This is a genomic window from Streptomyces sp. NPDC001231 (genome assembly GCF_042896885.1).
In the GTDB taxonomy this organism is placed as follows: domain Bacteria; phylum Actinomycetota; class Actinomycetes; order Streptomycetales; family Streptomycetaceae; genus Streptomyces.
The window spans coordinates 28,908-51,871 of record NZ_JBIAXS010000041.1 but is presented as its reverse complement, the minus strand read 5'-3'; the positions used below and the strand labels follow the sequence as shown (position 1 = coordinate 51,871).

At 71.9% G+C, this 22,964-nt stretch carries 24 protein-coding genes and 1 tRNA gene; 10 read left to right on the top strand and 15 right to left on the bottom strand.

The window, feature by feature from the left end; all coding sequences use genetic code 11:
* Positions 1-75: 75 nt before the first annotated feature.
* On the bottom strand, positions 76-2,634 hold the full coding sequence (locus ACFY3J_RS34740) for an MFS transporter (RefSeq protein ID WP_390842497.1): 2,559 nt from the start codon (positions 2,632-2,634) through the stop codon (positions 76-78).
* Positions 2,635-2,648: 14 nt separating this feature from the next.
* Positions 2,649-3,143 (bottom strand): MarR family winged helix-turn-helix transcriptional regulator, encoded by a 495-nt coding sequence (locus ACFY3J_RS34735; RefSeq protein WP_384185629.1) that lies wholly within the window; start codon positions 3,141-3,143, stop codon positions 2,649-2,651.
* Positions 3,144-3,461: 318 nt separating this feature from the next.
* Between ACFY3J_RS34735 and ACFY3J_RS34730 the strand changes: the two genes are divergently transcribed.
* Complete coding sequence (locus ACFY3J_RS34730; protein WP_376545898.1) at positions 3,462-3,656, top strand: hypothetical protein; 195 nt, start codon at positions 3,462-3,464, stop codon at positions 3,654-3,656.
* Between the two features lie 258 nt (positions 3,657-3,914).
* Here ACFY3J_RS34730 and ACFY3J_RS34725 read toward each other — a convergent pair whose 3' ends face one another.
* The 8 genes from ACFY3J_RS34725 to ACFY3J_RS34690 all read right to left on the bottom strand — a co-directional run bounded on the left by ACFY3J_RS34725 (position 3,915) and on the right by ACFY3J_RS34690 (position 8,781).
* Positions 3,915-4,835 (bottom strand): RNA polymerase sigma factor SigF, encoded by a 921-nt coding sequence (locus tag ACFY3J_RS34725; protein WP_384185632.1) that lies wholly within the window; start codon positions 4,833-4,835, stop codon positions 3,915-3,917.
* Between the two features lie 246 nt (positions 4,836-5,081).
* On the bottom strand, positions 5,082-5,978 hold the full coding sequence (locus ACFY3J_RS34720) for an RNA polymerase sigma factor SigF (RefSeq protein ID WP_384185635.1): 897 nt from the start codon (positions 5,976-5,978) through the stop codon (positions 5,082-5,084).
* Positions 5,979-6,179: 201 nt separating this feature from the next.
* Positions 6,180-6,473, bottom strand: coding sequence for a Dabb family protein (locus ACFY3J_RS34715; protein ID WP_384185804.1), 294 nt, complete (start codon positions 6,471-6,473; stop codon positions 6,180-6,182).
* Positions 6,473-6,649: a hypothetical protein gene (locus tag ACFY3J_RS34710; RefSeq protein ID WP_384185637.1), complete on the bottom strand. Its 177-nt coding sequence runs from the start codon at positions 6,647-6,649 to the stop codon at positions 6,473-6,475. Before ACFY3J_RS34710 ends, ACFY3J_RS34715 begins: the two co-directional genes overlap by 1 nt.
* Positions 6,650-6,772: 123 nt before the next feature.
* Positions 6,773-6,857, bottom strand: a tRNA-Ser gene (locus ACFY3J_RS34705).
* Between the two features lie 69 nt (positions 6,858-6,926).
* Positions 6,927-7,448, bottom strand: a complete 522-nt coding sequence (gene tadA, locus ACFY3J_RS34700; RefSeq protein ID WP_384185807.1) for a tRNA adenosine(34) deaminase TadA — start codon at positions 7,446-7,448, stop codon at positions 6,927-6,929.
* Between the two features lie 47 nt (positions 7,449-7,495).
* On the bottom strand, positions 7,496-8,035 hold the full coding sequence (locus ACFY3J_RS34695; RefSeq protein ID WP_384185810.1) for a hypothetical protein: 540 nt from the start codon (positions 8,033-8,035) through the stop codon (positions 7,496-7,498).
* Positions 8,036-8,544: 509 nt separating this feature from the next.
* Positions 8,545-8,781, bottom strand: a complete 237-nt coding sequence (locus ACFY3J_RS34690; RefSeq protein ID WP_384185640.1) for a hypothetical protein — start codon at positions 8,779-8,781, stop codon at positions 8,545-8,547.
* A gap of 151 nt (positions 8,782-8,932) precedes the next feature.
* On the opposite strand from ACFY3J_RS34690, the gene upp reads away from it, so the two are divergent.
* Positions 8,933-9,568, top strand: coding sequence for a uracil phosphoribosyltransferase (gene upp, locus ACFY3J_RS34685; protein ID WP_141359975.1), 636 nt, complete (start codon positions 8,933-8,935; stop codon positions 9,566-9,568).
* A gap of 72 nt (positions 9,569-9,640) precedes the next feature.
* Here upp and ACFY3J_RS34680 read toward each other — a convergent pair whose 3' ends face one another.
* From ACFY3J_RS34680 to ACFY3J_RS34665, 4 genes are all read right to left on the bottom strand, one after another.
* Positions 9,641-10,261 carry a LytR C-terminal domain-containing protein gene (locus ACFY3J_RS34680; protein WP_390842499.1) on the bottom strand — a complete coding sequence of 207 codons (621 nt, stop codon included), beginning with the start codon at positions 10,259-10,261 and terminating at the stop codon, positions 9,641-9,643.
* A 224-nt stretch (positions 10,262-10,485) separates the two neighbouring features.
* A complete protein-coding gene (locus ACFY3J_RS34675) occupies positions 10,486-10,782 on the bottom strand; it encodes a type II toxin-antitoxin system VapB family antitoxin (protein ID WP_004943146.1) in 297 nt (98 codons plus the stop codon).
* 191 nt (positions 10,783-10,973) lie between these two features.
* Positions 10,974-11,654, bottom strand: coding sequence for an HdeD family acid-resistance protein (locus ACFY3J_RS34670; protein WP_384185643.1), 681 nt, complete (start codon positions 11,652-11,654; stop codon positions 10,974-10,976).
* Between the two features lie 99 nt (positions 11,655-11,753).
* Positions 11,754-12,365, bottom strand: a complete 612-nt coding sequence (locus tag ACFY3J_RS34665) for an HhH-GPD-type base excision DNA repair protein (RefSeq protein ID WP_384185646.1) — start codon at positions 12,363-12,365, stop codon at positions 11,754-11,756.
* Between the two features lie 277 nt (positions 12,366-12,642).
* Between ACFY3J_RS34665 and ACFY3J_RS34660 the strand changes: the two genes are divergently transcribed.
* From ACFY3J_RS34660 to ACFY3J_RS34635, 6 genes are all read left to right on the top strand, one after another.
* A complete protein-coding gene (locus ACFY3J_RS34660) occupies positions 12,643-14,598 on the top strand; it encodes a copper resistance protein CopC (RefSeq protein ID WP_390842496.1) in 1,956 nt (651 codons plus the stop codon).
* A gap of 240 nt (positions 14,599-14,838) precedes the next feature.
* Entirely contained in the window at positions 14,839-15,129 is a 291-nt protein-coding gene (locus ACFY3J_RS34655) for a hypothetical protein (protein ID WP_384185651.1), read from the top strand.
* 10 nt (positions 15,130-15,139) lie between these two features.
* Positions 15,140-16,018 carry a DUF2637 domain-containing protein gene (locus ACFY3J_RS34650; RefSeq protein ID WP_384185654.1) on the top strand — a complete coding sequence of 293 codons (879 nt, stop codon included), beginning with the start codon at positions 15,140-15,142 and terminating at the stop codon, positions 16,016-16,018.
* Between the two features lie 100 nt (positions 16,019-16,118).
* Positions 16,119-16,463 carry an STAS domain-containing protein gene (locus ACFY3J_RS34645; RefSeq protein WP_384185657.1) on the top strand — a complete coding sequence of 115 codons (345 nt, stop codon included), beginning with the start codon at positions 16,119-16,121 and terminating at the stop codon, positions 16,461-16,463.
* 107 nt (positions 16,464-16,570) lie between these two features.
* On the top strand, positions 16,571-18,037 hold the full coding sequence (locus tag ACFY3J_RS34640; RefSeq protein WP_384185660.1) for an MFS transporter: 1,467 nt from the start codon (positions 16,571-16,573) through the stop codon (positions 18,035-18,037).
* 110 nt (positions 18,038-18,147) lie between these two features.
* The gene (locus tag ACFY3J_RS34635) at positions 18,148-18,654 is read left to right on the top strand and encodes a MarR family winged helix-turn-helix transcriptional regulator (protein ID WP_390842495.1); all 507 of its coding nucleotides are present in this window, start codon (positions 18,148-18,150) and stop codon (positions 18,652-18,654) included.
* A 65-nt stretch (positions 18,655-18,719) separates the two neighbouring features.
* Here ACFY3J_RS34635 and ACFY3J_RS34630 read toward each other — a convergent pair whose 3' ends face one another.
* Entirely contained in the window at positions 18,720-19,139 is a 420-nt protein-coding gene (locus tag ACFY3J_RS34630; RefSeq protein WP_384185666.1) for a CBS domain-containing protein, read from the bottom strand.
* Between the two features lie 314 nt (positions 19,140-19,453).
* Here ACFY3J_RS34630 and ACFY3J_RS34625 point away from each other — a divergent pair, with 314 nt between their 5' ends.
* Together ACFY3J_RS34625 and ACFY3J_RS34620 are read left to right on the top strand one after the other, a co-directional pair.
* Positions 19,454-20,884 carry a magnesium transporter MgtE N-terminal domain-containing protein gene (locus ACFY3J_RS34625; RefSeq protein ID WP_390842493.1) on the top strand — a complete coding sequence of 477 codons (1,431 nt, stop codon included), beginning with the start codon at positions 19,454-19,456 and terminating at the stop codon, positions 20,882-20,884.
* A 479-nt stretch (positions 20,885-21,363) separates the two neighbouring features.
* On the top strand, positions 21,364-22,956 hold the full coding sequence (locus ACFY3J_RS34620) for an NRAMP family divalent metal transporter (RefSeq protein WP_384185673.1): 1,593 nt from the start codon (positions 21,364-21,366) through the stop codon (positions 22,954-22,956).
* The last annotated feature ends 8 nt before the right edge of the window (positions 22,957-22,964 follow it).

Below are 22,964 nucleotides of genomic sequence, written 5' to 3'. Positions count from 1 at the left end.
CGGAGCGCGCCCCGCCACGGGCCGGACCGAGACCCGGGACCTTGCCCGGGCCTCATGGGCACCCTGGCCCGGGGGTTACTCGCCGGGGTGGGCGAGCTCGATGTCGTGGTCGTCGACACCGCGGCCCGTGACCGTCAGTGCGGTCGCCACCGGCGGGTAGCCCGTCGCGATGACGGTGTAGTCACCGCCGCTCAGGTCGGTGAAGGCGTACGCCCCGTCCGCGCCGGTGGTGGACGTGCCGACCACGTTGCCCGCCGCGTCGACCAGGGTCACCCGGGCGTCCGCGAGGGGACCGTGCGGAGCGCGGACCACGCCCTGGAGCTGCGCCCCGGCCTCCAGGTCGATCTCGACCCGGGTCACCCCGGTGCCGCCCACCTCGACCGGCAGCGCCCGCGGCCGGTACCCGGCGGCGTTCACCGCGACGGTCACCGCGCCCGGCACCAGCTCGGCGAAGGAGAACTCGCCGCTCTCCCCGGTGGTCCCGGTGGCCAGCAGGTCGCCGCGCACATCGGTGACGATCACCATCGCGTCCTTCACCGGCAGCCCGGACCCGGCGGCCCGGACCACACCGCCCAGCCCGCTGGTGCCGCTGAGCAGGATGTCGTACGCCACCGGCTCGCCGTTGACGACCACCGTGGACGCCTGCGGCTGGAAGCCGTCGGCGGAGGCGATCAGGACGTACGAGCCCGCGCCCGGCGCGTCCACCGTGTAGGCGCCGTCGGCCTGCGCGACCGACCGGCCCAGCTGGCGGCCCGCCAGCGAGATCAGCGTGACCGCGGCCTGCGGCACCGGCGCGCTCTCGGCGCCCCGGACGAAGCCGTGCACCGGAATCCCGCCGCCGGCACCGGCGCCCGGCGCACCGGGCGCCACCGTGGCGACCGCGGCCAGTCGCTGCGTGCCCTCGGGACCGGTCCCGGCACCCTCGGCGGGGGAGGCGGCCATCGCCCAGCTGGGCACCCGCTCCCCGGCGGAGCCGGCCGCGGCCTCGGCGGACCGGGCCTCGGCGACGACGGGGGCGGCGGCCGGGTCCACCGGCGCGGACTCGGCCTCGCCGGCCTGCGCCAGCGCGCCCTTGGTCCGCAGCGGGACCTCCTTGATGAACAGCGTGATCAGGAAGGCCACCGCCGCCAGCGCGGCGGCGATCAGGAAGATGTCGGCGATGCCGTGCCCGTAGGCGCTCTCCATGACCGTGCGCAGCGGCTTGGGCAGCGCGTTCATGTCCGGGATGGTGTCGCCGGAGGCGGACATGGCGGCCGCGTACTTCGGGCTGAGGTCGGCCAGGCCGTCCTTGGCGTAGTCGGTGATCCGGTGGGCCATCACCGCGCCGAGCGCGGAGACGCCGACCGCACCGCCGAGGGAGCGGAAGAAGGTGACCGTGGAGCTGGCCGAGCCGAGGTCGCTCGCTGACACCTGGTTCTGCGTGCACAGCACCAGGTTCTGCATCATCATGCCGATGCCGAGACCCAGCAGGGCCATGAAGACGGCCGTCTTCCAGTACTCCGTGTCGTAGCGGATGGTGCCGAGCAGGCCGAGACCCGCCGTCACCAGCACGCCACCGCTGACCAGCCAGCCCTTCCACCGGCCGGTACGGGTGATGAACTGTCCGGAGACGGTGGAGGAGACGAACAGACCACCGATCATCGGGATGGTCATGACGCCCGACATCGTGGGGGACTTGTCCCGGGCCAGCTGGAAGTACTGGCTGAAGAACACGGTGCCGCTGAACATCGCGATACCGACGAACAGGGAGGCGAGCGACGCCAGCGTGATGGTGCGGTTGCGGAACAGCCGCAGCGGGATGATCGGCTGGCTCGCCTTGGACTCGACGAACACGAAGAGCAGACCGAGGACGATCGAACCGGCGACCATCGCGTACGTCTGCCAGGACAGCCAGGCGTACTTGTCACCGGCGAAGGTGACCCAGATCAGCAGCAGCGACACGGCGGCGGAGATCAGGGACGCGCCGCCCCAGTCGACCTTGACCTCCCGCTTCACCACGGGCAGGTGCAGGGTCTTCTGCAGGACGATCAGCGCGATGATCGCGAAGGGCACGCCGACGTAGAAGCACCAGCGCCAGCCCAGCCAGGAGGTGTCGGTGATGACACCGCCGAGCAGCGGGCCGCCGACGGTGGCCACGGCGAAGGTGGCGCCGAGGTAGCCGGAGTAACGGCCGCGCTCCCGCGGCGAGATCATCGCGGCCATGACGATCTGGGCGAGGGCGGACAGACCGCCGGTGCCTATGCCCTGCACCACACGGCAGGCGATCAGCATGGCCGGGTTCTGGGACAGGCCCGCGCAGGCCGACGCCAGGACGAAGATGACGAGCGCTATCTGGACGAGCGCCTTCTTGCTGTAGAGGTCGGCGAGCTTGCCCCACAGGGGAGTGGCCGCGGTCATCGACAGCAGGGCGGCCGTGACCACCCAGGTGTAGGCGGACTGGCCGCCGCCGAGGTCGCCGATGATGTGCGGCAGCGCGTTGGAGACGATCGTGGACGACAGGATCGCCACGAACATGCCGAGCAGCAGCCCGGAGAGCGCCTCCATGATCTGCCGGTGGGTCATCGGAGCGCTGCCGGGGGAGCCTCCTCCGTGCTTGGCGTGGGCCCGCACACCGGCTGGTGTGGTCGTTGCCATGGGCTTCCTTTTTCTTACGTGCTTGCGGGTGTACGGGTGGTCTTGGGGGCAACGGGTGCGGGGATCCGGGCCGGAGCGGAACGGCAGTCTCCGAAGCTGGCGCGCAGGCGTGTCATCAGCCGGATCAGCTGGCCGACCTCGTCGTCGGTCCAGTCGCTCAGCCGCTCGCTGAGCAGGCGGGTGCTCCGCAGGGTCAGCTCGTCGAGCTGGTCCAGCCCGGCGGGCGTCAGGCGCAGGATGCGCGAACGCTTGTCCGCGGGGTCCTGGATCCGCTCGATCCAGCCGCGTGCGGCGACGTGCGCGACGTGCCGGCTGGTCACCGACATGTCCACGGAGAGCAGCTCGGCGAGCTTGCTCATGCGCATGTCCCCGTGGCGGCCGAGCAAGGTCAGCACGGCGGCCGAGCCGGCCGGGCAGTCGGGCGGCAGGATCCGCCCCATGTCCCGTTTCACGGCTCCGACGGCACTGAGCTGACGCGCGAGCTCTTCGTACTGCGTCTGCTCGGCCATCACACCTCCCGAATTCGTTGCTCAGGGCAACGGTAGAGTGGTTGGTTGCCACAGGCAAACAAATCGGACCCCGGCGGCGCAAAAACATGGCAAAGGCAAGTATTGGCGAATGTAAACCCGCAGGTGAAGTGTCGTCCGCTGTCCCGGGACCACGGTGCGACGCGGTCGGCGTCCAGTCGCCCGTCGGAGTTCCTTGCCGAGCGACGTGCCGAGCGACGTGCCGAGCGGGGTGCCGAGCGGGGTGCCAGGTGGGATGCCAAATGAGCTGCAGGGCCCCCCGCTTGGGCGGCGGCAGCGTTTTCGCTAGGGTCTCGGGCCATGGCTAACACCCAGGGCCCGCAGGGCAACTACGACCCCGCCGGCAGCACCCAGATGTTCCGCGCGTTCGTCGACGACGCGCCTCCCCAGAGCGCGCAGCAGCAGGCCTCCTCCGGCCCGCGTGTCGGACTGATCGTCGCTGTCGTCGCCGCGGTGGCGGTCGTCGCGGCCGTCGCCTGGCTCGCGCTCAAGTAGGGCGAACCGCCCTTTCGGTACGAACCACTCTTTCCGGCTCCCAGGCTCCGTCCATCGGCGCCGGCCGCCCTCTCTCCCCCGTCGGCTCCCTCTCCGCCGGCCCCGCCGCCCCCGCGCGCGGCCGGGAAACGGCTCCCAGACATACGACGGCCGCCGACGCGCCCGAACGGCGCCTCGGCGGCCAGGAGTCGACGTCACCACGGCAGTGCGCCGTGATGTCCGACGCCCCGTCGAAAGACAGGCGCCGGACCGTACGGATCAGTCGCTGATGAGCCCCTCCCGCAGCTGTGCCAGCGTCCGGGTCAGCAGCCGGGAGACGTGCATCTGCGAGATGCCGACCTCCTCGCCGATCTGCGACTGGGTCATGTTGGCGAAGAAGCGGAGCATGATGATCCGCCGCTCCCGGGGCGGCAGCTTGGCCAGCAGCGGCTTGAGCGACTCGCGGTACTCCACGCCCTCCAGCGCCGTGTCCTCGTAGCCGAGGCGGTCGGCCAGGGAGCCCTCGCCGCCGTCGTCCTCGGGGGTCGGGGAGTCGAGCGAGGAGGCGGTGTAGGCGTTGCCGACCGCGAGGCCGTCGACGACGTCCTCCTCCGACACGCCCAGCACGGCGGCCAGTTCCGTGACGGTCGGGGAGCGGTCGAGCTTCTGCGAGAGCTCGTCGCTGGCCTTGGTGAGCGCCAGACGCAGCTCCTGAAGGCGCCTGGGTACCCGCACCGACCACGAGGTGTCGCGGAAGAAGCGCTTGATCTCGCCCACGACCGTCGGCATCGCGAAGGTCGGGAACTCCACCCCCCGCTCGCAGTCGAAGCGGTCGATCGCCTTGATCAGGCCGATGGTGCCGACCTGGACGATGTCCTCCATCGGCTCGTTGCGCGAGCGGAAGCGGGCCGCCGCGTAACGGACCAGCGGGAGGTTCAGCTCGATCAGGGTGTCCCGGACGTAGGCGCGCTCGGGACTGTCCTCGTCGAGTGCGGCGAGCCGCAGGAACAGGGAGCGGGACAGGGTGCGGGTGTCGATGATCTCCGAGGCCGGCAAGGCCGACGCGGCCGGAACAGCCGGGGCGGGAGCGGCCTCGAGGGCCGCCACGTCGTCGAGGGCGTCGAGCGGCTCGAGCGCCGGGGAGGGCGTCTCGCTCTTCGTGAGCGTCAGCACCTTGGAGCTGCCCTGGTCTGCGGACATGCCACCCCCTCTGGGTCGCGGGACGGTCGCGGCCACGCTCTCTGACGAGGAGAACGCAGCCCTCACCTGAATACCGGAGCCGAAGCCACGGCAAACGCGCTTCCCGCAGAATGTCACATGTCGGCAACGCGCTGTAGGGACTTGTCGACAAGTCAGAACCGAATCGGCCCTGGAAAAAAGGGGTCTGACGGCTTTTCTGCTTGAAGATGTCGGGAAGTGCCCTGATGGGTGATTCGCTCTTCCCGGTTACGCGTCGATCCTGTTTGCGGATCGCAATCGCTGGAAGCTACGGGCGAGTAGCCGGGACACGTGCATCTGGGACACGCCGAGTTCCGCACTGATCTGCGACTGGGTCAGATTGCTGTAGTAGCGCAGCAACAGGATCCGCTGTTCCCGTTCGGGAAGCTGGACGAGGAGGTGGCGGACCAGGTCGCGGTGCTCGACACCGTCCAGGGCCGGGTCCTCGTAGCCGAGCCGGTCCAGCAGCCCGGGCAGCCCGTCGCCCTCCTGGGCCGCCTCCAGGGAGGTCGCGTGGTACGAGCGTCCGGCCTCGATGCAGGACAGCACCTCCTCCTCGGTGATGCGCAGCCGCTCGGCGATCTCGGCGGTCGTGGGGGAGCGGCCGAAGGCGGTCGTCAGGTCCTCGGTCGCGCTGTTGACCTGCACCCACAACTCGTGCAGCCGGCGCGGGACGTGGACCGTGCGGACGTTGTCGCGGAAGTAGCGCTTGATCTCGCCGACGACCGTCGGCATGGCGAAGGTCGGGAACTGCACGCCCCGGTCCGGGTCGAAGCGGTCGATGGCGTTGATGAGCCCGATGGTGCCGACCTGGACGACGTCCTCCATCGGCTCGTTGCGGGAGCGGAAGCGGGCGGCCGCGTAGCGCACGAGCGGCAGGTTCGCCTCGATGAGCGCCCCGCGCACGCGGGAATGCTCGGACGTGCCGGGTTCGAGCTCCTTCAACTGGGTGAAGAGCACCTGCGTGAGGGCCCGGGTGTCGGCACCGCGCCGCTTCTCCGGAGCCGGGGCCGGATCCGCAGCGGGAGTCTCGGCCGGAGCCGGGGTGGCCGTGGTCGAGGCCGTGGCCGTGGTGGTGGCCGGGGCCGAGACGGGATCCTGGGGCGGCGCAGTCTTGGCCGACACGGTCAACGCCACCTCTTCGTCGATCAACTCATCCGTCAAAAGCGGTCATAGCATCACAAGACAGGTGCATCGTGTTCAAGCACCGCATATGCACGTGTTGAGGGATGAAATAGGGCATAAGACGTCGAGAGGCCCCGCACCGTTCCGATGCGGGGCCGAGCGTGCATCCGTACGGCCGTACGGCTGAGAAGTGCCGGGCCGTCAGAACTCGTAGTCGGCGATCACCCACGTGGCGAACTCGCGCCACTGGGCGACGCCCGCCTGGTGGGCCGGGTGCTCCAGGTACCGGCGCAGCGCGTCGGTGTCCTCGACCGCCGAGTTGATCGCGAAGTCGTAGGCGATGGGCCGGTCGCTGACGTTCCAGGCGCACTCCCAGAAGCGCAGGTCCTCGATCTGCCCGCCGAGGGCGCGGAAGGCCTCGACGCCCGCCACGACGCGCGGGTCGTCCCGCTCGATGCCTTCATTGAGCTTGAAGAGGACCAGGTGGCGGATCATCATTTTCCTCCGTCGGCGGCCCACGTCATGAAGTCGCCTATGGCCTTGGCGGCGTCCGATATGCCCTCGAAGCCTATCTCGACGTAGCCCGCGGCCCCCTTCGGGTCTGTGATGATCACGTACAGCACGAAGACCACGAGCACATAGACGACGATCCTCTTGGCGTTCATCGCCATCGCGGCCTCCCCCTGTCGGTGATTTCCCTGTCGCTGAGCTGCCTGTAGTCGGTACCGCCCGGGCCGAGCGCTGTAGATGATCGCACAAAGGGCCCCGTCCAGGTGGACGGGGCCCTTCTCAAGCGGTAGCGGAGGGATTTGAACCCTCGGTGACTTGCGCCACACTCGCTTTCGAGGCGAGCTCCTTCGGCCGCTCGGACACGCTACCGAGGGAGACCTTACAGCACACCGGGCCGTGCTCCGAAATCCGTTTCCGCCCCGCCCCGGCGGCCCGGGTTCAGCGGCCGCGGAAGAAGTCGGTCAGCAGCGCGGCGCACTCCTCGGCGAGCACGCCCTCGATCACCTCGGGCCGGTGGTTGAGCCGCCGGTCCCGTACGACGTCCCACAGGGAGCCGGCGGCGCCGGCCTTCTCGTCGCGGGCGCCGTAGACCACCCGGTCCACCCGGGACAGCACGATCGCTCCGGCGCACATCGTGCACGGCTCCAGCGTGACCACCAGGGTGCAGCCCGACAGCCGCCACTGCCCGGTCTTCGCGGCGGCCCGCCGGATGGCGAGCACCTCCGCGTGGGCGGTCGGGTCGCCGGTGGCCTCCCGCTCGTTGTGGCCGACGCCGAGCACGGTCGTGCCGTCGGCGGACAGCACGACCGCGCCCACGGGCACGTCCCCGCCCGGGACGGCCTGCCCGGCCTCGTCCAGGGCGAGCCGCATCGCGGCCCGCCAGCGGTCGCGCACCGGGTCCGGAGCCCGGGCATGGTCCGGGGCCCCGGCCGGGGCCGGCGTCCGGCTCGTGTCCGGCATCCCGCTCATGTCGGACGGTCCGCCCGGGGCCGGCGCGTCCGGCCCGGTCAGCGGACGGTCTCCAGCACCTCCGAGGCACCCAGGGCCTCGGCGATGGCGTTCAGCGCGTCCTCCGGGTCCAGGATGCGCAGCTCCTTCGCGCCGACCCCCAGGTCGTCGAGGATCTCGCCGTCGCCCAGCGGGCTGTGCGTGATGGCTTCGGCGGACGCCGACTCCTCCTCCTCGTCGTCCTCGGTGGACGCCGGTTCGCCGTCCTCCGTGCCGTCGAGGTCGAGGGCGTCCAGGTCGGGGCCGTCGTCGCCGGGCTCCCGGCCGAGCAGTTCGTCGGTGAGCAGGATCTCGCCGTACGAGCTACGGGCAGCGGCGGCGGCGTCGGAGACGTAGATACGAGGGTCGTCCTCGCCGTCCACGCGCACCACGCCGAACCACGCGTCCTCCTGCTCGATCAGGACGAGCACCGTGTCGTCGTCGGCCGAGGCTTCCCGGGCCAGGTCGGCCAGGTCGGCCAGCGTCTCCACATCGTCGAGCTCTGTGTCGCTCGCTTCCCACCCGTCTTCGGTGCGCGCGAGCAGTGCGGCGAAGTACACCGTGACTCTCCCACTGGTCATAGGCGTGCCGGTTGGGGGTCCCCCCGGCGGAGGTTCTGGGCGGGGGAGCTGGGCTCCGAGCCCCACCCACTCGGAATCGTGGCAGAAACAAGGCCTTCAGGGGACGTCTTCGGCTCCCTGTGTCCGGCAGTTTTGATCGCACACCGGTAAAGGACTCACCAGCGCACTCGTTGCCGCCACCAGCGGATCGTACGCGGCTTTCCCCCGGCGGCCACGCACACCCACCGTCGGAGACGTCCGTGCGGGTGCAGCTCCACTCCCGTGTGCCTTCCGCGCGTGTCTTGCCGTGTGTCCGGTCCTGCGCCTTCCCTGGGGTTCTCGCTGGGGCCGTGGCGGGAGCCTTCCGCGACCCGCGCCCATGGCCCGAGTGCGTGACTCGGCGCACGGCGGGGGTCCTTCGTGCCCCGATGGCGATTCCGGCGCCCGTGTCCCGGTGGCGCCCGTGTCCGGTGCCCGTGTCCCGGTGGCGCCCGTGTCCCAGTGGTGTCCTACCAGCGGAACGTGCGCATGCGCATGGCGTGCCGCAGCCGGGCGGTCTTGGCGCGGCGCGGCTGGACGCGGTCGCGCAGGGCCCGGGCCTCGGCGAGATCGCGCAGGAACCGGGCCCGGCGGCGGCGCCGTTCGGCGTCGGCGTCCGCCGCGCCGGCCGTCTCCGGGAGGTCCGCCGTCTTCCGTCGCACGCGCGGCGACGGGTCCTTGTCAGGTTCCCGTTCCCGATCAGGCATCGGCTCACCACCCCAGTCCGTCACTCCCACTTTCCCCCGGATGCCGGGTTTGATGCCACAACAGCGCACGCCGGCGGGGGTGCGGCCCGGGCCGCCCGCCGACGGGACAGCGGGCGGGCGGGCGGAATCGGGGCCCGGTTACTGTTGGCCCATGCGTCTCCACGTCGTCGACCACCCGCTGGTCGCTCACAAGCTCACCACGCTGCGCGACCGCCGCACCGACTCCCCGACCTTCCGCCGGCTCGCCGACGAACTGGTCACCCTGCTCGCCTACGAGGCGACCCGCGACGTGCGCACCGAACAGGTCGACATCAACACGCCGGTCGCCCCGACCACCGGCGTCAAGCTCTCCCACCCGCGGCCCCTGGTGGTGCCGATCCTGCGGGCCGGGCTCGGCATGCTGGACGGCATGGTGCGGCTGCTGCCGACCGCCGAGGTGGGCTTCCTGGGCATGATCCGCAACGAGGAGACGCTGCAGGCCTCCACGTACGCCACGCGCATGCCGGAGGACCTCTCCGGCCGTCAGGTCTACGTCCTGGACCCGATGCTCGCCACCGGCGGCACGCTGGTCGCGGCCATCCAGGAGCTGATCAAGCGCGGCGCCGACGACGTGACCGCGGTCGTCCTGCTGGCCGCACCCGAGGGCGTCGCCGTGATGGAGCGCGACCTGGCGGGCACCCCGGTGACCGTGGTGACGGCCTCGGTGGACGAACACCTCAACGAGCACGGCTACATCGTCCCGGGCCTCGGAGACGCGGGCGACCGGATGTACGGCGCCGCCGAGTAGTACCGGCCCGCCGCCTGACGCCTCTCCAGCCGCCCCACGGGGCCACCCGCCACCGACCCGGCCGCGGGGACCTCAGCAGCCCTTCTTCGGGGCGGTTGCCGAGGACTGGGGGGCGGTCAGGGCGGTCAGGGCCTGATCGGCGGCCGCCTGCAGGGTCAGCGCCTTGAAGCCCGTGCCGATGATCAGGTCCACGTCGGTGCCCTTGCGGGTGTCCGTGCGGCTCTCCGCCCCGGCGAGCTGGGTGGCGAGGACGGGCAGCGAGGTGTTCAGCGACGAGGCCGGGCCGAGGAGCAGTCCGGCGCCCTTGACCTTCTTGTCGAACTGCTCGGTCGCGTTGCCCACCTGACCGATGCGGAAGCCGCGCTTCTTCAGCTCGTCCGCGGTCTGCTTGGCCAGGCCGCTGCGGGGCGTGGCGTTCAGGACGTTGACCGTGATCTGGCCCGGCTTGGGCAGCGCCCGGGCCGCGCTCGTCGCCGACGGGCTCGCCGACGCCTTGGTCGAGCAGTCCCCGTCGGTGCCGGCCGCCGAGGCCTTCCGGCCGCCGGTGAAGACATCGATGAGCTGCCACGTGCCCCAGCCGGTCACGCCAAGGACGGCGACGGAGGCGACGGCGAGGAACACGAGCCTGCCGCGCCGCCGGGGCTTGCGCATCCGCGGGTACCTGTTCCCCGTGATCCGGTACTTCCCGCCCATGCCGGGGGGAGTCAGCATGCTCATGAGCGCAGCGTAGTGGGCATGAGCGGTGATTCCTACTAGATGATCATTGGGGCGGCTCAGCAGAACCCGAAAGGTCCAAGCCGTCACCGAACGGCCGGTCCGGACGGCTCGACTCCCGGCTCACGGTCCCGGCTCAGGCCCTGGCCAAGGGCCCGGCTCAGGGGCCCGGCTTCAACGGCGTGGGCCCGCGGCCCGGATGCTCAGTCCAGCTCCAGCACGCGCGCGTGCAGCACCTGGCGCTGCTGGAGCGCCGCCCGCACCGCGCGGTGGAGGCCGTCCTCCAGATACAGGTCGCCCTGCCACTTCACGACGTGCGCGAAGAGGTCGCCGTAGAAGGTCGAGTCCTCCGCGAGGAGGGTCTCCAGGTCGAGCTGCTGCTTGGTGGTCACGAGCTGATCGAGGCGGACCGGGCGCGGCGCGACGTCCGCCCACTGCCGGGTGCTCTCCCGGCCGTGGTCGGGGTACGGCCGGCCGTTTCCGATGCGCTTGAAGATCACACGGAGAGCCTACCGGCCCAGACCTTCCGGGCGCAGCCCGGCCGCCGGAGTGCGGCGCTGGAAATGCCGCAGCAAAACCGGGCGAACCGGGAACGGGGGCTTGAGTTCGGCGACAGCGGGACCGTGCCCGGACCGCACGGTGCGCGAGCCGCCGCCGCAGGACCGTTGTGCACAGGCTGTGGACAACGGGGTCACACGGTGCGGGGGACGCGTTCGGCGTGCCCGCGGATACGGAAGGCGGTGACGATCTCGAAGACGCCGACCACCACCAACCACCACCCGCCGAGCGTGATGAGCACCGCGGCCGACTGGAGCGGGGCGTCGATCAGCACGATGCCGGCGACGAAGGTGAGGATGCCGAGGAAGATCTGCCAGCCGCGCGCGGGCGTGCCGCGGTCGTGGACGGCGGCGATCGTCAGGGTGATGCCACGGATCAGCCAGCCGATGCCGATCCACAGCGCGAGCAACAGGATCGACTGCGTGGCGCCGCGGAAGCACAGCAGGCCCAGCAGGATCGACAGGGTGCCGCTGACGAAGGCCAGCACGCGCAACGAGGTCGTCTTGTGGGTGCCGAACGCGGAGACCAACTGGAGCACGCCGCTGACCAGCAGGTAGATCCCGAAGAGGATTCCGGCGGCCAGCAGGGAGGCGCCCGGCCAGAGCAGCACCAGGATGCCGAGGACCAGGGCGGCCACACCGGCGGCGAGGACCGCCTGCCAGGCGGCGTGGGACAGAAGGTGCAGGGGCCCTTCCAGCGGCGGTTCGTACTGCGGGGGCGGCGATGTCCGCGGCTCCCGCGGGTCACGCACGGCGTGGACGCGGCGATCGTCGTACCCCGGGCCGTCGGGGCCGCTGCTCGGTGGCTCGGTCATGGTTCATGCTGGGACCGGGCGCGCGCGTACCGCCACCCGGGACCGGCCGGTCGGCTGACGTGCGGCGCACGGCCCGCCTCGGCCGCACCGCCCTCCCGGTCACTTCCCGGAGGGCCTGGTCGCCCTGCCCGCTTCGGCTGCCTTGGCCGCCGCCTTCAGCTCCTGCTTGTGCGCCCGCACTCTGGCCAGCGACTCGGGCCCGGTGATGTCCGCGACGGACCGGAAGGAGTCCGGCTCGCCGTACGCTCCCGCCGCCTCCCGCCACCCCGTGGGCCGCACACCGAGCTGCTTGCCGAGCAGCGCCAGGAAGATCTGCGCCTTCTGCTTGCCGAAACCGGGCAGCTCCTCGAGGCGTCGCAGCAGTTCGCGCCCGCTGTCGACGTCCCGCCAGATGGTCTCGGGGTCGCCGTCGTAGTGTTCGACGAGGTATTGGCACAGCTGCTGGATCCGCTTGGCCATCGACGCCGGGTAGCGGTGTACGGCCGGCTTGTCCGACAGGAGCCGGGCGAAGGTCTCCGGCTCGAAGGCCACGATCTCGTGGGCGTCCAGGTCGTCGGTGCCCATGCGCCCGGCGATCGTCGCCGGCCCGGTGAACGCCCACTCCATCGGGATCTGCTGGTCCAGCAGCATGCCGACCAGCGCGGCGAGCGGACTGCGGCCGAGGAGCGCGTCGGCCTCGGGGTCCTGGGCGAGATGAAGGGTGACGTCCATGTCCCGATGGTCGCCCGCCGGACGGCGTGACGCAGCCGGAGGACTCGGGCGGGGCCGGCGGCCGGGACCGCGGCATGGTGTTCCGGGAGTCGGACCCCCTCGGCCCGTGCCGGCCCCGCCCCGCGCCCGACCGGCCCTCCCGCCCCGCAAGTCAGCCTTCTCGCGGGACCCTGGGTGAGCAGAGCGCCGTCTTCGTCCGTACTCATCCAGAAGCCGGCGAGTTCCAAGACGGAGAAGTGACGTGACCGGACGGCGGGGCGAAGGTCGGGACGGCGCTGTGCGCCGTGGACGCGTACGGCGACGACTTGGGAAGCTGACGCTGCTCGGCGGGGTACTGGTCCTGCTCCTCCTCGGCGGCGCCGGACCCGCCTCCGCCCACGCCGCCCTGCGGGGCGCGGACCCCGCCGACGGAATCGTCCTCAAGACGGCGCCCGGCACGATCACTCTGGCCTTCACCGAGTCCGTCAGCCTGCTCGACGACTCCTTCCGCCTGTTCGACCCCGAGGGGCGGCGGGTGCGCACGGGCGAGCCGCAGCACGCGCCCGGACGACCGGACACGGCCCGGGTGGCGTTCCCGGAGGGGCTGGGCGAAGGCACGTTCACCGTGGCGTGGCGGGTGGTGTCGGCCGACAGCCACCCCGTCTCCGGCGCCTTCACCTTCTCCGTGGGAAAGCCGTCCCCGACGATGGCCGCGATCGACACCGGCCCGTCCGAGAACCCCACGACCCGCGGCCTCTACGACCTCGCCCGCTACACCGCCTACGGCGCCGCGGCCCTGCTCATCGGTACGGCGGCCTTCGAGCTGCTGTGCCGTCCGCCGAACGCGAACCCGCTGCGCAAGCCGCTGGCGGCGGGCTGGTGGGCACTGCTGGCCTCCACGCTCGCCCTGCTCGTGCTGCGGGCGCCCTACGAGACCGGGACCGGTCCGGTGTCGGCCTTCGACCCCGCGGCCGTCTCCCGCACCCTGACCGGCCGCCCCGGTCTGATGCTGCTGGCCCGCCTGGCCCTGCTCGCCCCGGCGGCTGTCCTCCTCGTGCGGCTGTCCCGGCGCCGGCCGGAGGAGAAGGCCTCGCGCGCGACCCTGGCGGCGGGCGCCGCGCTGGCCCTCGCCCTGGCGCTGACGTGGGCGGGGTCCGAGCACGCCTCGGCCGGTATCCAGGTTCCGGTGGCGATGACCTCGTCGGTGCTGCATCTGCTGGCGATGGCGGTCTGGCTGGGCGGCCTGACGGCCCTCCTGACCACCCTTCAGCACGTCACGACCGACGAGCCGGAGGCGGGGCACGGCGCGACGGAGCCGGGGCCGCAGGCAAGGGCGGCAGTCACGGTCGCGTCCGAAGGCAGCGGAGGCCGTACGACGGTCGCGGTCGCTGAGGGGAGCAGCGCGGTGGCGCCTTCCGCGGACGGTCCTGCGCTGACCGCGGCGGTGGCGCGCTTCTCCCGGATCGCCTTCGGCGCCGTCACCGTCCTCGTCGTCACCGGGGTCTACCAGTCCTGGCGCGGCCTCGGCTCCTGGGCCACGCTCACCGGCACGGCGTACGGCCGGTTGCTGTTGGTCAAACTCGTGGTGGTGGCACTGCTGCTGGTGGTGGCGGCCCGTTCCCGGCGCTGGACGGCACGGCTGGTGACGGCGGACACGGAGCCGGACGTACCCGACGGGAAGGCACCGGCGGTACCCGACGGGGAGGCACGAGCGGAGGCCTCCGGGACAAAGCCACCCGCGCCCGCATTCGCGCCCGCCCCCGACGCCTGCCGCCGCGCCCTGCGCCGCTCCGTCCTGGCCGAGGTCGCCGTGGGCATCGCGGTCCTGGTCTTCACCACGGTGCTGGCCGGCACCCTGCCGGGCCGCGCGGCCGCCGAGGCGGCCGAGGCCACGCCCGAGGCCGGGGTCCCGGGAGCCACCGTCACGGTCATTCCGTTCGACGTCGGCACCCCGGGCGGTCACGGCAAGGTGCAGATCACCCTGGAACCGGGCCGGGTCGGCCAGAACGCCGTGGAGGCCGTCGTCTACGGCCCGGACGGCGGCCTGACCATCGTCCCCGAACTGCGCCTGTCCCTGTCCCTGCCCGCGCAGAAGATCGGACCCGTCGACGCCGGGCTCACCAACAGGGGCGGCTACTGGGGCACCGACTCCCTCAACCTCCCGATCCCCGGCACCTGGACCATGAAGGCGACGGTACGGGTGTCGGAAATCGACCAGGTGAGTGTGGAACGGAAGGTCCGGATCCTGCGCTAGCGACTGCGGGACGCCGGCCGGTGCGTCGGCGGGTGCGGAACGCGGCGGGTCGATACCCGTGACATGCGACTCCGGGGACGTATTGTCGACGTGCCGCACACCGAACGGCGGATCACCGGCCCATGCCCGTCTCTTCATTTGTACGGATGAGACATCCCATCGCACATATAGGGCTAATCAGGGAATTCCTTCACCCATTTGCCGCGCATCCGGGGAAAGTCGGACGGCGTTAGTCGGGACATGACTAAGGCAACCAGGGAAGGGTACTGGGGTCTGTTCGGGGGTCAGGAGCGAGAGGACCCGGTCGCCGCACACGCGGTGGCGCTGGGTCCCTACACCTACCTTCCCGCCCCGGTGCACTCGTCGGCCACTGTCAACGGCACCCTGACCAGGGGAGGTTTTCCGGTCGCGCTCAAGGTGACGGAGCCCCTGCTGCGGGATTTCCTGGAGGCGATGAGCAGACTGGAAGCCGACCTCGCGCGCCGCTGGCTCGGTTCGGAGGGCCGGTCCCGTTTCTCGGGAGCGGAATAGCCGGCCCGTCATGTACGACGAACGTATCGATCATCGTTCCGGCCATTCGACTGACCATTCGGGCTATCCCGGTTACCCGAGCCGTACGGACGGATACCAGGGGGCGGGCACCGGCCGGCACCGGGGCCCGGCGGAGTTCTTCACGTCTCCCCTGGAGCCGCCGGACGCGGCCTGGGACCCCGCCGAGGAACTGGCCTTCATGCTCCAGGACGCGATGGAGGAGCACCGGCCGGACATCCTCGTCGCCCGGGACGAGGCACCGGTCACCGAGCCCGCCCCGAGCATCAGCACGCCCCTGGAGAACCTCCAGGCGATCACGGAGGAACTGCCTCCGCTGAAGGCGGTCACCCGACGCCATCGAAAGGTCCGGGAACGCAAGCGTCCGAACGTCCTGCGGACCGCCAGTCACGTCATCGCCGCGCTGACCGCGGTGATCGCTTCCTCAGTGAGTTTCTTCGGCGGAATGGTTGCCTACGATCCCCTCCGCGTCGTGGCCATGGCACGGACGCAGGACGGCATCGCGTCCTGGTGGCCCCTGCTGGTCTACGGCCCCTGGCTGGTCGCCTCGCTGTCCGTGCTGCGGGCCGCGCTGCACCAGCGCCGCGCCGTCCACTCCTGGGGCGTGGTGCTGATCTTCTCGTCCATCGCGATGCTTCTGTGCGTGCTGCAGGCACCCCGGACGATCGTGGACATCGCCGTGGCCGCCCTGCCGGGCCTGGCCTCCCTGGCCTGCTTCCAGCAGTTCGTACGCCAGATCACCCTGACCCGACCGCCCCGGCGCACGTCGCCCCGCCACCGCCAGCCCCGCACCCCCCACACCGATACCCCGTCCACGTCCACCACGACGGCGGCGCGACCGGCCGGAGGCACGGCACGCAAGAGTGCCTGAGCCGATCGTTCCCCGGAGCCGGGCCCCAAGGGCGCCACGGACGTGGTCGCGGGGCCACCATGGAGATGGACGGAGTATGGCGGACGCGAAGGAGGCCGCCATGGCAGCCGCGCATCTCCCGGCATCGCCCCTGGTGGTCAGGGCGACCGACGGCCGACGGGCCGAACTGGCACTCGCCGGGGACATCGGGGCGGAAGCCCTGTGGCCACTGGAGGAACGACTCGGAGCCCCGCCGCTGAACGAGGCCGACGAGTGGATCGTGGACATGAGCGAGGCCACCCACCTCGACCTGGCGTGCGCCTATGCCCTGCTGCGGGTCGCCACGCGGTGGCCGGCGACCGCGCTCACCATTCGCGGAGCCCGGCGCACCGTGCACCGGACCCTGCACCACGTCGGGCTCGACACGGTCGCGGTGATGGAGGACTTAGGAGCGGCGGAGCCCTGAGAGGGCTCAGGGTGCTTGGGCGGCTTGGGGGCGGCGGAGGGTCGGTGTCGGAGGGGGCAGGATCGGACGGATCCCGAATATTTCGGTGACCGATGTAATCTGGAGTCATGGCTCCGGATACGACGCACAGCCCGTCCCGTCCGCGCTGGCCCGCCGTGCTCACCGCGGAGCGGGCCCGCCCGGAGGGGATCCGGTCACGACCGAACGCCTGGTGGCTGGCCGTGGCCACGGTGTGCTTCGGGGCCTTCATGGGTCAGCTGGACGCGAGCATCGTGACGCTGACCTACGGGAGCCTGCGCACCGAGTTCCACGCCTCGCTCGCCGCGGTGGAATGGGTGTCGCTGGCGTATCTGCTGGCCCTGGTGGCGCTGCTGGTGCCGGCCGGGCGGCTGGCGGACGCGCACGGCCGCAAGCTGCTGTACCTGTACGGGTTCGCCGTCTTCACGCTGGCGTCCGCCGCCTGCGGACTGGCGCCCTCCTTGGCGGCGCTGGTGGGCTTCCGGGTGGTGCAGGCGGCCGGAGCGGCGTTGATGCAGGCCAACAGCGTCGCGCTGGTGACCACCAGCGCGCCCCGCGGGCGGATGCGCACCGCGCTCGGCGTGCAGGCCGCCGCGCAGGCGCTGGGGCTCGCCCTGGGGCCCACCGTGGGTGGCGCACTGGTGTCCACCCTGGGCTGGCGCTGGGTGTTCTGGGTGAACGTGCCGGTCGGGGTGGTCGCGCTGGTGAGCGGGCACTATCTGCTGCCGCGGACCAGGGCCCGCACGAAGGTCGCCCGCTTCGACTGGGCCGGACTGGTGCTGCTGGCCGTGGCGACGACCTGCGCGCTGCTCGGTGTGTCCGCGGCCTCCGGTCTGCCGGTGCCCGCCTGGGGTGTGGTCCTGCTGTTCGGGGTGGCGGCTCTGGCCGGCTGGGGCTTCGTCCGCCATCAGCGGCGGACCGCCGCGCCCTTGCTCGATCTGGCTCTGCTGCGGGTGCGCGCGGTCGCGTTCGGGCTGGTCGGGGCACTCAGCGGATACCTGGTGCTGTTCGGTCCGCTGGTGCTGGTGCCGGTCGTGCTGACCGCGCGAGGCGTCTCGGAGCTGACCGCGGGACTGGTGCTGACCGCGTTGCCCGCCGGGTTCGCCCTCGGCGCCACCGGCGGCGACCGGCTGCTGCCGCGCTCCCTGACCGACCGTGGCCGGTGCCTGACCGGAGCCGGCGTATTCCTCCTCGCCACGGCCGCGCTCCTGGCCGTTCCCCTCACCATTGCCTGGCTGGTGCCGCTGCTGGCCCTGGTCGGGGCGGGGCTGGGGACGTTCACCCCGGCCAACAACGCCCTGATCATGGGCGCGATCCCCGTCCGTTCCTCCGGCACCGGTGGCGGCCTGGTCAACATGACCCGCGGTCTGGGCACCGCCCTGGGCGTGGCGCTGGTCACCCTCGCCCTGCACCTGGCGGCCGGCGGCGGAACCGAGGCCGGCGCGCGGTGGTCCGCGTCGATTCTGGTGGCGGTGTCGGCCGTCGCCGTCGTCTCGGCCTGGCTGGGGCCGGACCGGGGCGACCACCGTCGGTCCCTTCCGGGGCTCGGGGCGTGAGAACGATGCGTGAGCCGGTGAACAACCCGCACAACTCGCGCGAGCCGGTGGACGACCCGGCGGCGGTACGAGCAGGAGGGCGCGCACGGCGGCCCGGCTACCCTTGCCGCATGTCCGCGCAGCCCCGCTCCGAGCTTCCCCTGCCCGGCCCCGCCACCGAGGCGCCGGACGCCCGGCTGCTCACCGAGGCTGTGACCCGCCTGCGCCGCGCCCTGCGGGCCTCGATCCGCACCGACTATCCATGGGAGAAGCTGCCCATGGCCCAGGTCGAGCTGCTCCAGGTGCTCGGTGAGCACTCGCCCGCCCGGATCAGCGACCTCGCCGCCCGCCAGCGACTCGCGCCGAGCACCGTCAGCGGACTGATCGGCCAGATGATCACCACGGGCCTGGTCGCGCGCGAGGTCGACTCCGCCGACCGCCGCGCCTCCGTCGTCACTCTCACCGAGGCCGGACGGGACCAGCTCGCCGCGTGGACCACCGCCCACGAACGCCGGATGGACGCCGCGCTGGCCTCCCTGGACGGCGCCGATCGGGCCGCCGTCGCCGCCGCCCTGCCCGCTCTCTTCCAACTCGCCGAACAACTCGGTCAGTTGGACAACGGCGGGGCCGCGGGCTGACACGACGAGGGCTCCCACCAGAATCCGGTCGGAGCCCTCGCCGTCCTGCTGGGTGCCCTTCGGTGTCAGGCGGTCGCGCAGACGGCCTCGACGAAGTGGCCCACCTGCGTCTCCGGCAGAGTGCGTGAGAGGTCCGACTCGCTGATCATGCCGACCAGGCGGTGGTTCTCGATGACGGGCAGCCTGCGGATCCGGTGTTCCTCCATGGTCCTCAGGACACTGTCGCTGTCGGCGTTCGCGTCGATCGTGATCGGCTTGCCCTGCTCCAGCTCACCCGCCGTCATGGTCCGGGGATCCCTCCCCTTGGCGAGGCACTGCACCACGATGTCGCGGTCCGTGATGATCCCGTGGAGGCGGTCGTCGGGCCCGCAGATCGGCAGGGCTCCGACGTCCAGCTCCATCATCCGGCGCGCCGCGTCCTCCAGCGTCTCGCTCTCCTGGACGCATGTGGCACCGGTGTGCATGATCTCCCGTGCGGTGGTCATGACCGTCTCCTTCGAGCTTCGGTGGCCGGCACGGAGAGAGCCAAGGTCCTGGCCCGCCCCGGCCAGTTCGGCTTACCACCAGTGTCGGTTCTCCCCGGGCCCGCCGCATGCCGTGGAGGCCCGGCTCCCGCTGAGACACCAGCCCACTCCAGGTGGGGCGTTTGCATGCGTTTGTGGTAATTCAATACCGTTGGTCGCGGGGGCAACCGACGTTCGGGCAGGGCAGAGCGATGACCTTCAGTCCGTCTTCGCCGCGGCCGGCCGCACACCGGGAGCGGGCGCCCGTCCATCTGTCGTCACTGGTGAAGCGACCCGTGGTGGACCGGGGCGACCGGTCGCTCGGCCGGCTCTCCGACGTGATCGTCCGGCTGCGCGGTGCCGACTACCCGGTGGTGACCGGGCTCGTGGTCGGCGTGGGAGGCCGTGAGCTGTTCGTCCCCGTGGAGCAGGTGGCCGCGCTCGACGCCGAGGGCCTGGTGGAGCTCGAAAGCGCACGGCTGGACCTGCGGCCGTTCGAACGCCGCGAGGGCGAGGTGCTGCTGCGGGCGGATGTGCTGGGCCACCGGCTGATCGATGTCGGCGAGGCGCGCCTGGTCCGCGCGCAGGACGTTGAACTGGCCGAACGGGACGGCCAGTGGCTGCTGTCGGGCGTGGACACGCATCGACCGCACCGGCTGCTGGGGATCTTCGGGGACCGTTCGACGGGGCACGCGTGCCGGGACTGGAAGGCGTTCGAGCCGCTGATCGGACACAGCCGCAGTGCGCTGGTCCGCCGCCCCACGGCCCGGATCCGGCGCCTGCGGCCGGCGGAGATCGCCGACCTGCTCGAGGACGCCTCCCGGGACGAGGAGCGCGAGATCCTCGGCGACGTCCGGCAGGACCCGGAGCTGGAGGCGGACGTCTTCGAGGAGTTGGAGGAGGACCGGGCCTCCCGGTTGCTCAACGCCCGCACCGACGTGGAGATCGCCGCCGTACTGGCACGGATGCGGGCGGACGACGCGGCCGACGCCATCGACGATCTACGGCAGGGCCGTCGCCGTACCGTGCTGGAACTGCTGCCCGCCGGACAGCGAGCCAAGGTGCTGACCCTGATGGGCTTCAACCCCGACAGCGCCGGGGGCCTGATGGGGATGGACTTCCTGGCCCTGCCCCCGGACACGCCGGCGAGCGAGGCCGAGGCGGCGGTCCGGCGGGCGAGCCGGCTCCAGCCGGAGGCGCTGACCAGCGTCTACACCGTCGACGAGGACGGACGACTGCTCGGCTGGGTCCGGCTGGTCACCATCCTGCAGAGCGATCCCGCGGTACGGCTGGCCGAGGTGAGCGAGGCGGATCCCGTGCGCGTCGGCCCGGATACGGACCTGGTGGACGTGGCCCTGCTGATGACGGACTACAACCTCATCACCCTGCCGGTCGTGGACGACGAAGGGGTCCTGCTCGGCGTGATCACGGTCGACGACGTGCTGGAGGCGACACTGCCGGAGGACTGGCGGCGCCGGGAGGTGGCTCCGCCGCCCGACGCCCACCGGACCGCTGAGGCCGGTAGTACCACGGGGGTTGGCAGTACCACGGGGGCTGGCGGCACCGCTGAGGCCGGTAGTACCACAGGGGCTGGCGGCACCGCTGAGGCCGGTAGTACCACAGGGGCTGGCGGCACCGCTGAGGCCGGTAATACCACAGGGGCTGGCGGCACCGCTGAGGCCGGCAGCGCGATGGGCCTGGAGGAGCGTGAGGAGCCCTCACCGTGAGCGGGCCCCGGCCCGACCGGCGCCCACCGCAGCAGCCGCCGCCCGGCGCGCGCCCGGATGACGGTCCGCCCAGGCCCGGCGCCCGCCCGGATGACGGTCCGCCCCGGCCCGACCGGCGCCCACCGCAGCAGCCGCCGCCCGGCGCGCGCCCGGATGACGGTCCGCCCAGGCCCGGCGCCCGTCCGGAGGAGCGTCCGCCCCGGCCCGGCGCGCGCCCGGATGACGGTCGGTCCGGGGCCGGCGTCCGTCCTGAGGACCGTCCGCGTACGTCCGGTCCGCCCCCGGCCGGGGGCGGCGACGGGGGCCGGTCCACGCCCGGCCCGCACCCACAGGCGCAGGGCGGTGCCCACCCCGCAGCCCCGGGCACGCCACCGGTCGGCGGCCCCGGCGCTCCGGAGGGCGCCACGACGCCTGGACGCGACGGCGCCCCCTCACCAAGGCCCACCGGCCACCACCGCCCCCACCCCCGTCCCACAGCGGTGCTGGACGATGCCCACCTCGGCGACATCGAAGGTGCCCTGGGACGTATCCGGCTGGAGGAGGCGGACTCCAGCCGCAGCCTGAAGCGGCGGCTGCTGACGTTCCTGGCGATCGTCGGCCCCGGCCTCATCGTGATGGTCGGCGACAACGACGCCGGCGGGATCTCCACGTACGCCCAGGCGGGCCAGAACTACGGCTACAGCCTGCTGTGGGTGCTTCTGCTCCTCATCCCCGTCCTCATCGTCAACCAGGAGATGGTGGTCCGGCTCGGCGCCGTCACCGGTGTCGGGCACGCCCGGCTGATCAACGAGCGCTTCGGCAGGTTCTGGGGCTGGTTCAGCGTCGGCGACCTGTTCGTGCTGAACTTCCTGACGATCGTCACCGAGTTCATCGGAGTCTCGCTCGCCCTGAGTTACCTCGGCGTCGACAAGTACATCGCCGTGCCCGTCGCCGCCCTCGCCCTGGTCGCGATCACCGCCACGGGCAGCTTCCGGCGCTGGGAACGCGCGATGCTCGCCTTCATCGCCGTCAGCCTGCTACTGGTGCCGCTGGCGCTGATGAGCCACCCGCGCTACGGAGCGGCCGTCCACCACCTTTTGGTCCCGGGTGTGCGCGGCGGGGTCACCTCCGAGGCCGTCCTGCTGATCATCGCGATCGTGGGTACGACCGTCGCCCCCTGGCAGCTGTTCTTCCAGCAGTCCAACATCATCGACAAGCGCATCACACCGCGGTTCGTGGGCCATGAGCGCGCGGACACCGTGCTCGGGTCCCTCGTCGTGATCGGCGGTGCCGTCGCGATCGTCGTCGTGGCCGACTACGCCGTGAGCGGTACGGGAGCGGCCGGGCACTTCACCGACGCGCTGGGTGTCGCCGAGGCCCTGGGCGGGCACAGCCGCGTGCTGGGAGTGATGTTCGCCGTCGTGCTCCTGGACGCGTCGATCATCGGCGCCGCTGCCGTCACCCTGGCCACCAGCTACGCCTTCGGCGACGTGTTCAACCTGCGCCACTCCCTGCACCGCAGCTTCCGCGAGGCCAAGGCGTTCTACGGGACCTACGCCGGGATGGTGCTGCTCGCCGCCGCCGTCGTGCTGATCCCCGGTGCGCCCCTCGGACTGATCACGACCGCCGTTCAGGCCCTGGCGGGACTGCTCCTCCCCTCCGCGTCGGTGTTCCTCCTGCTGCTGTGCAACGACCGGGCGGTCCTCGGTCCCTGGGTCAATCCGCGCTGGCTCAACGTGGTGGCCTCGACCATCATCGCGGTGCTCCTGATGCTGTCCGGAATCCTCGTCGCGACGACCCTGTTCCCGACGCTGGACACCGCCCGGGTCGCGCTGTGGCTCACCGGTGTGCTGATCGTGGGGCTGCTGGGCGCGGCCGTGGGGCTGCGCGTCGTCCGCGCCCGCCGGGGCACGGCCCTGCCTCCGCCTCCGAGAATCCCCCGCCCCGAACGCGAGAGCTGGCGCATGCCTCCCCTGGCGCTGCTGGAGCCGGTCGTCTGGTCCCCCGGGATCAAACTCGGAATGAGCCTGCTGCGGGGCTACCTGGTGATCGCCGCGCTGCTGCTGGTGGTCAAGGCCATCCAGATCGGCTGAGCCGGGTC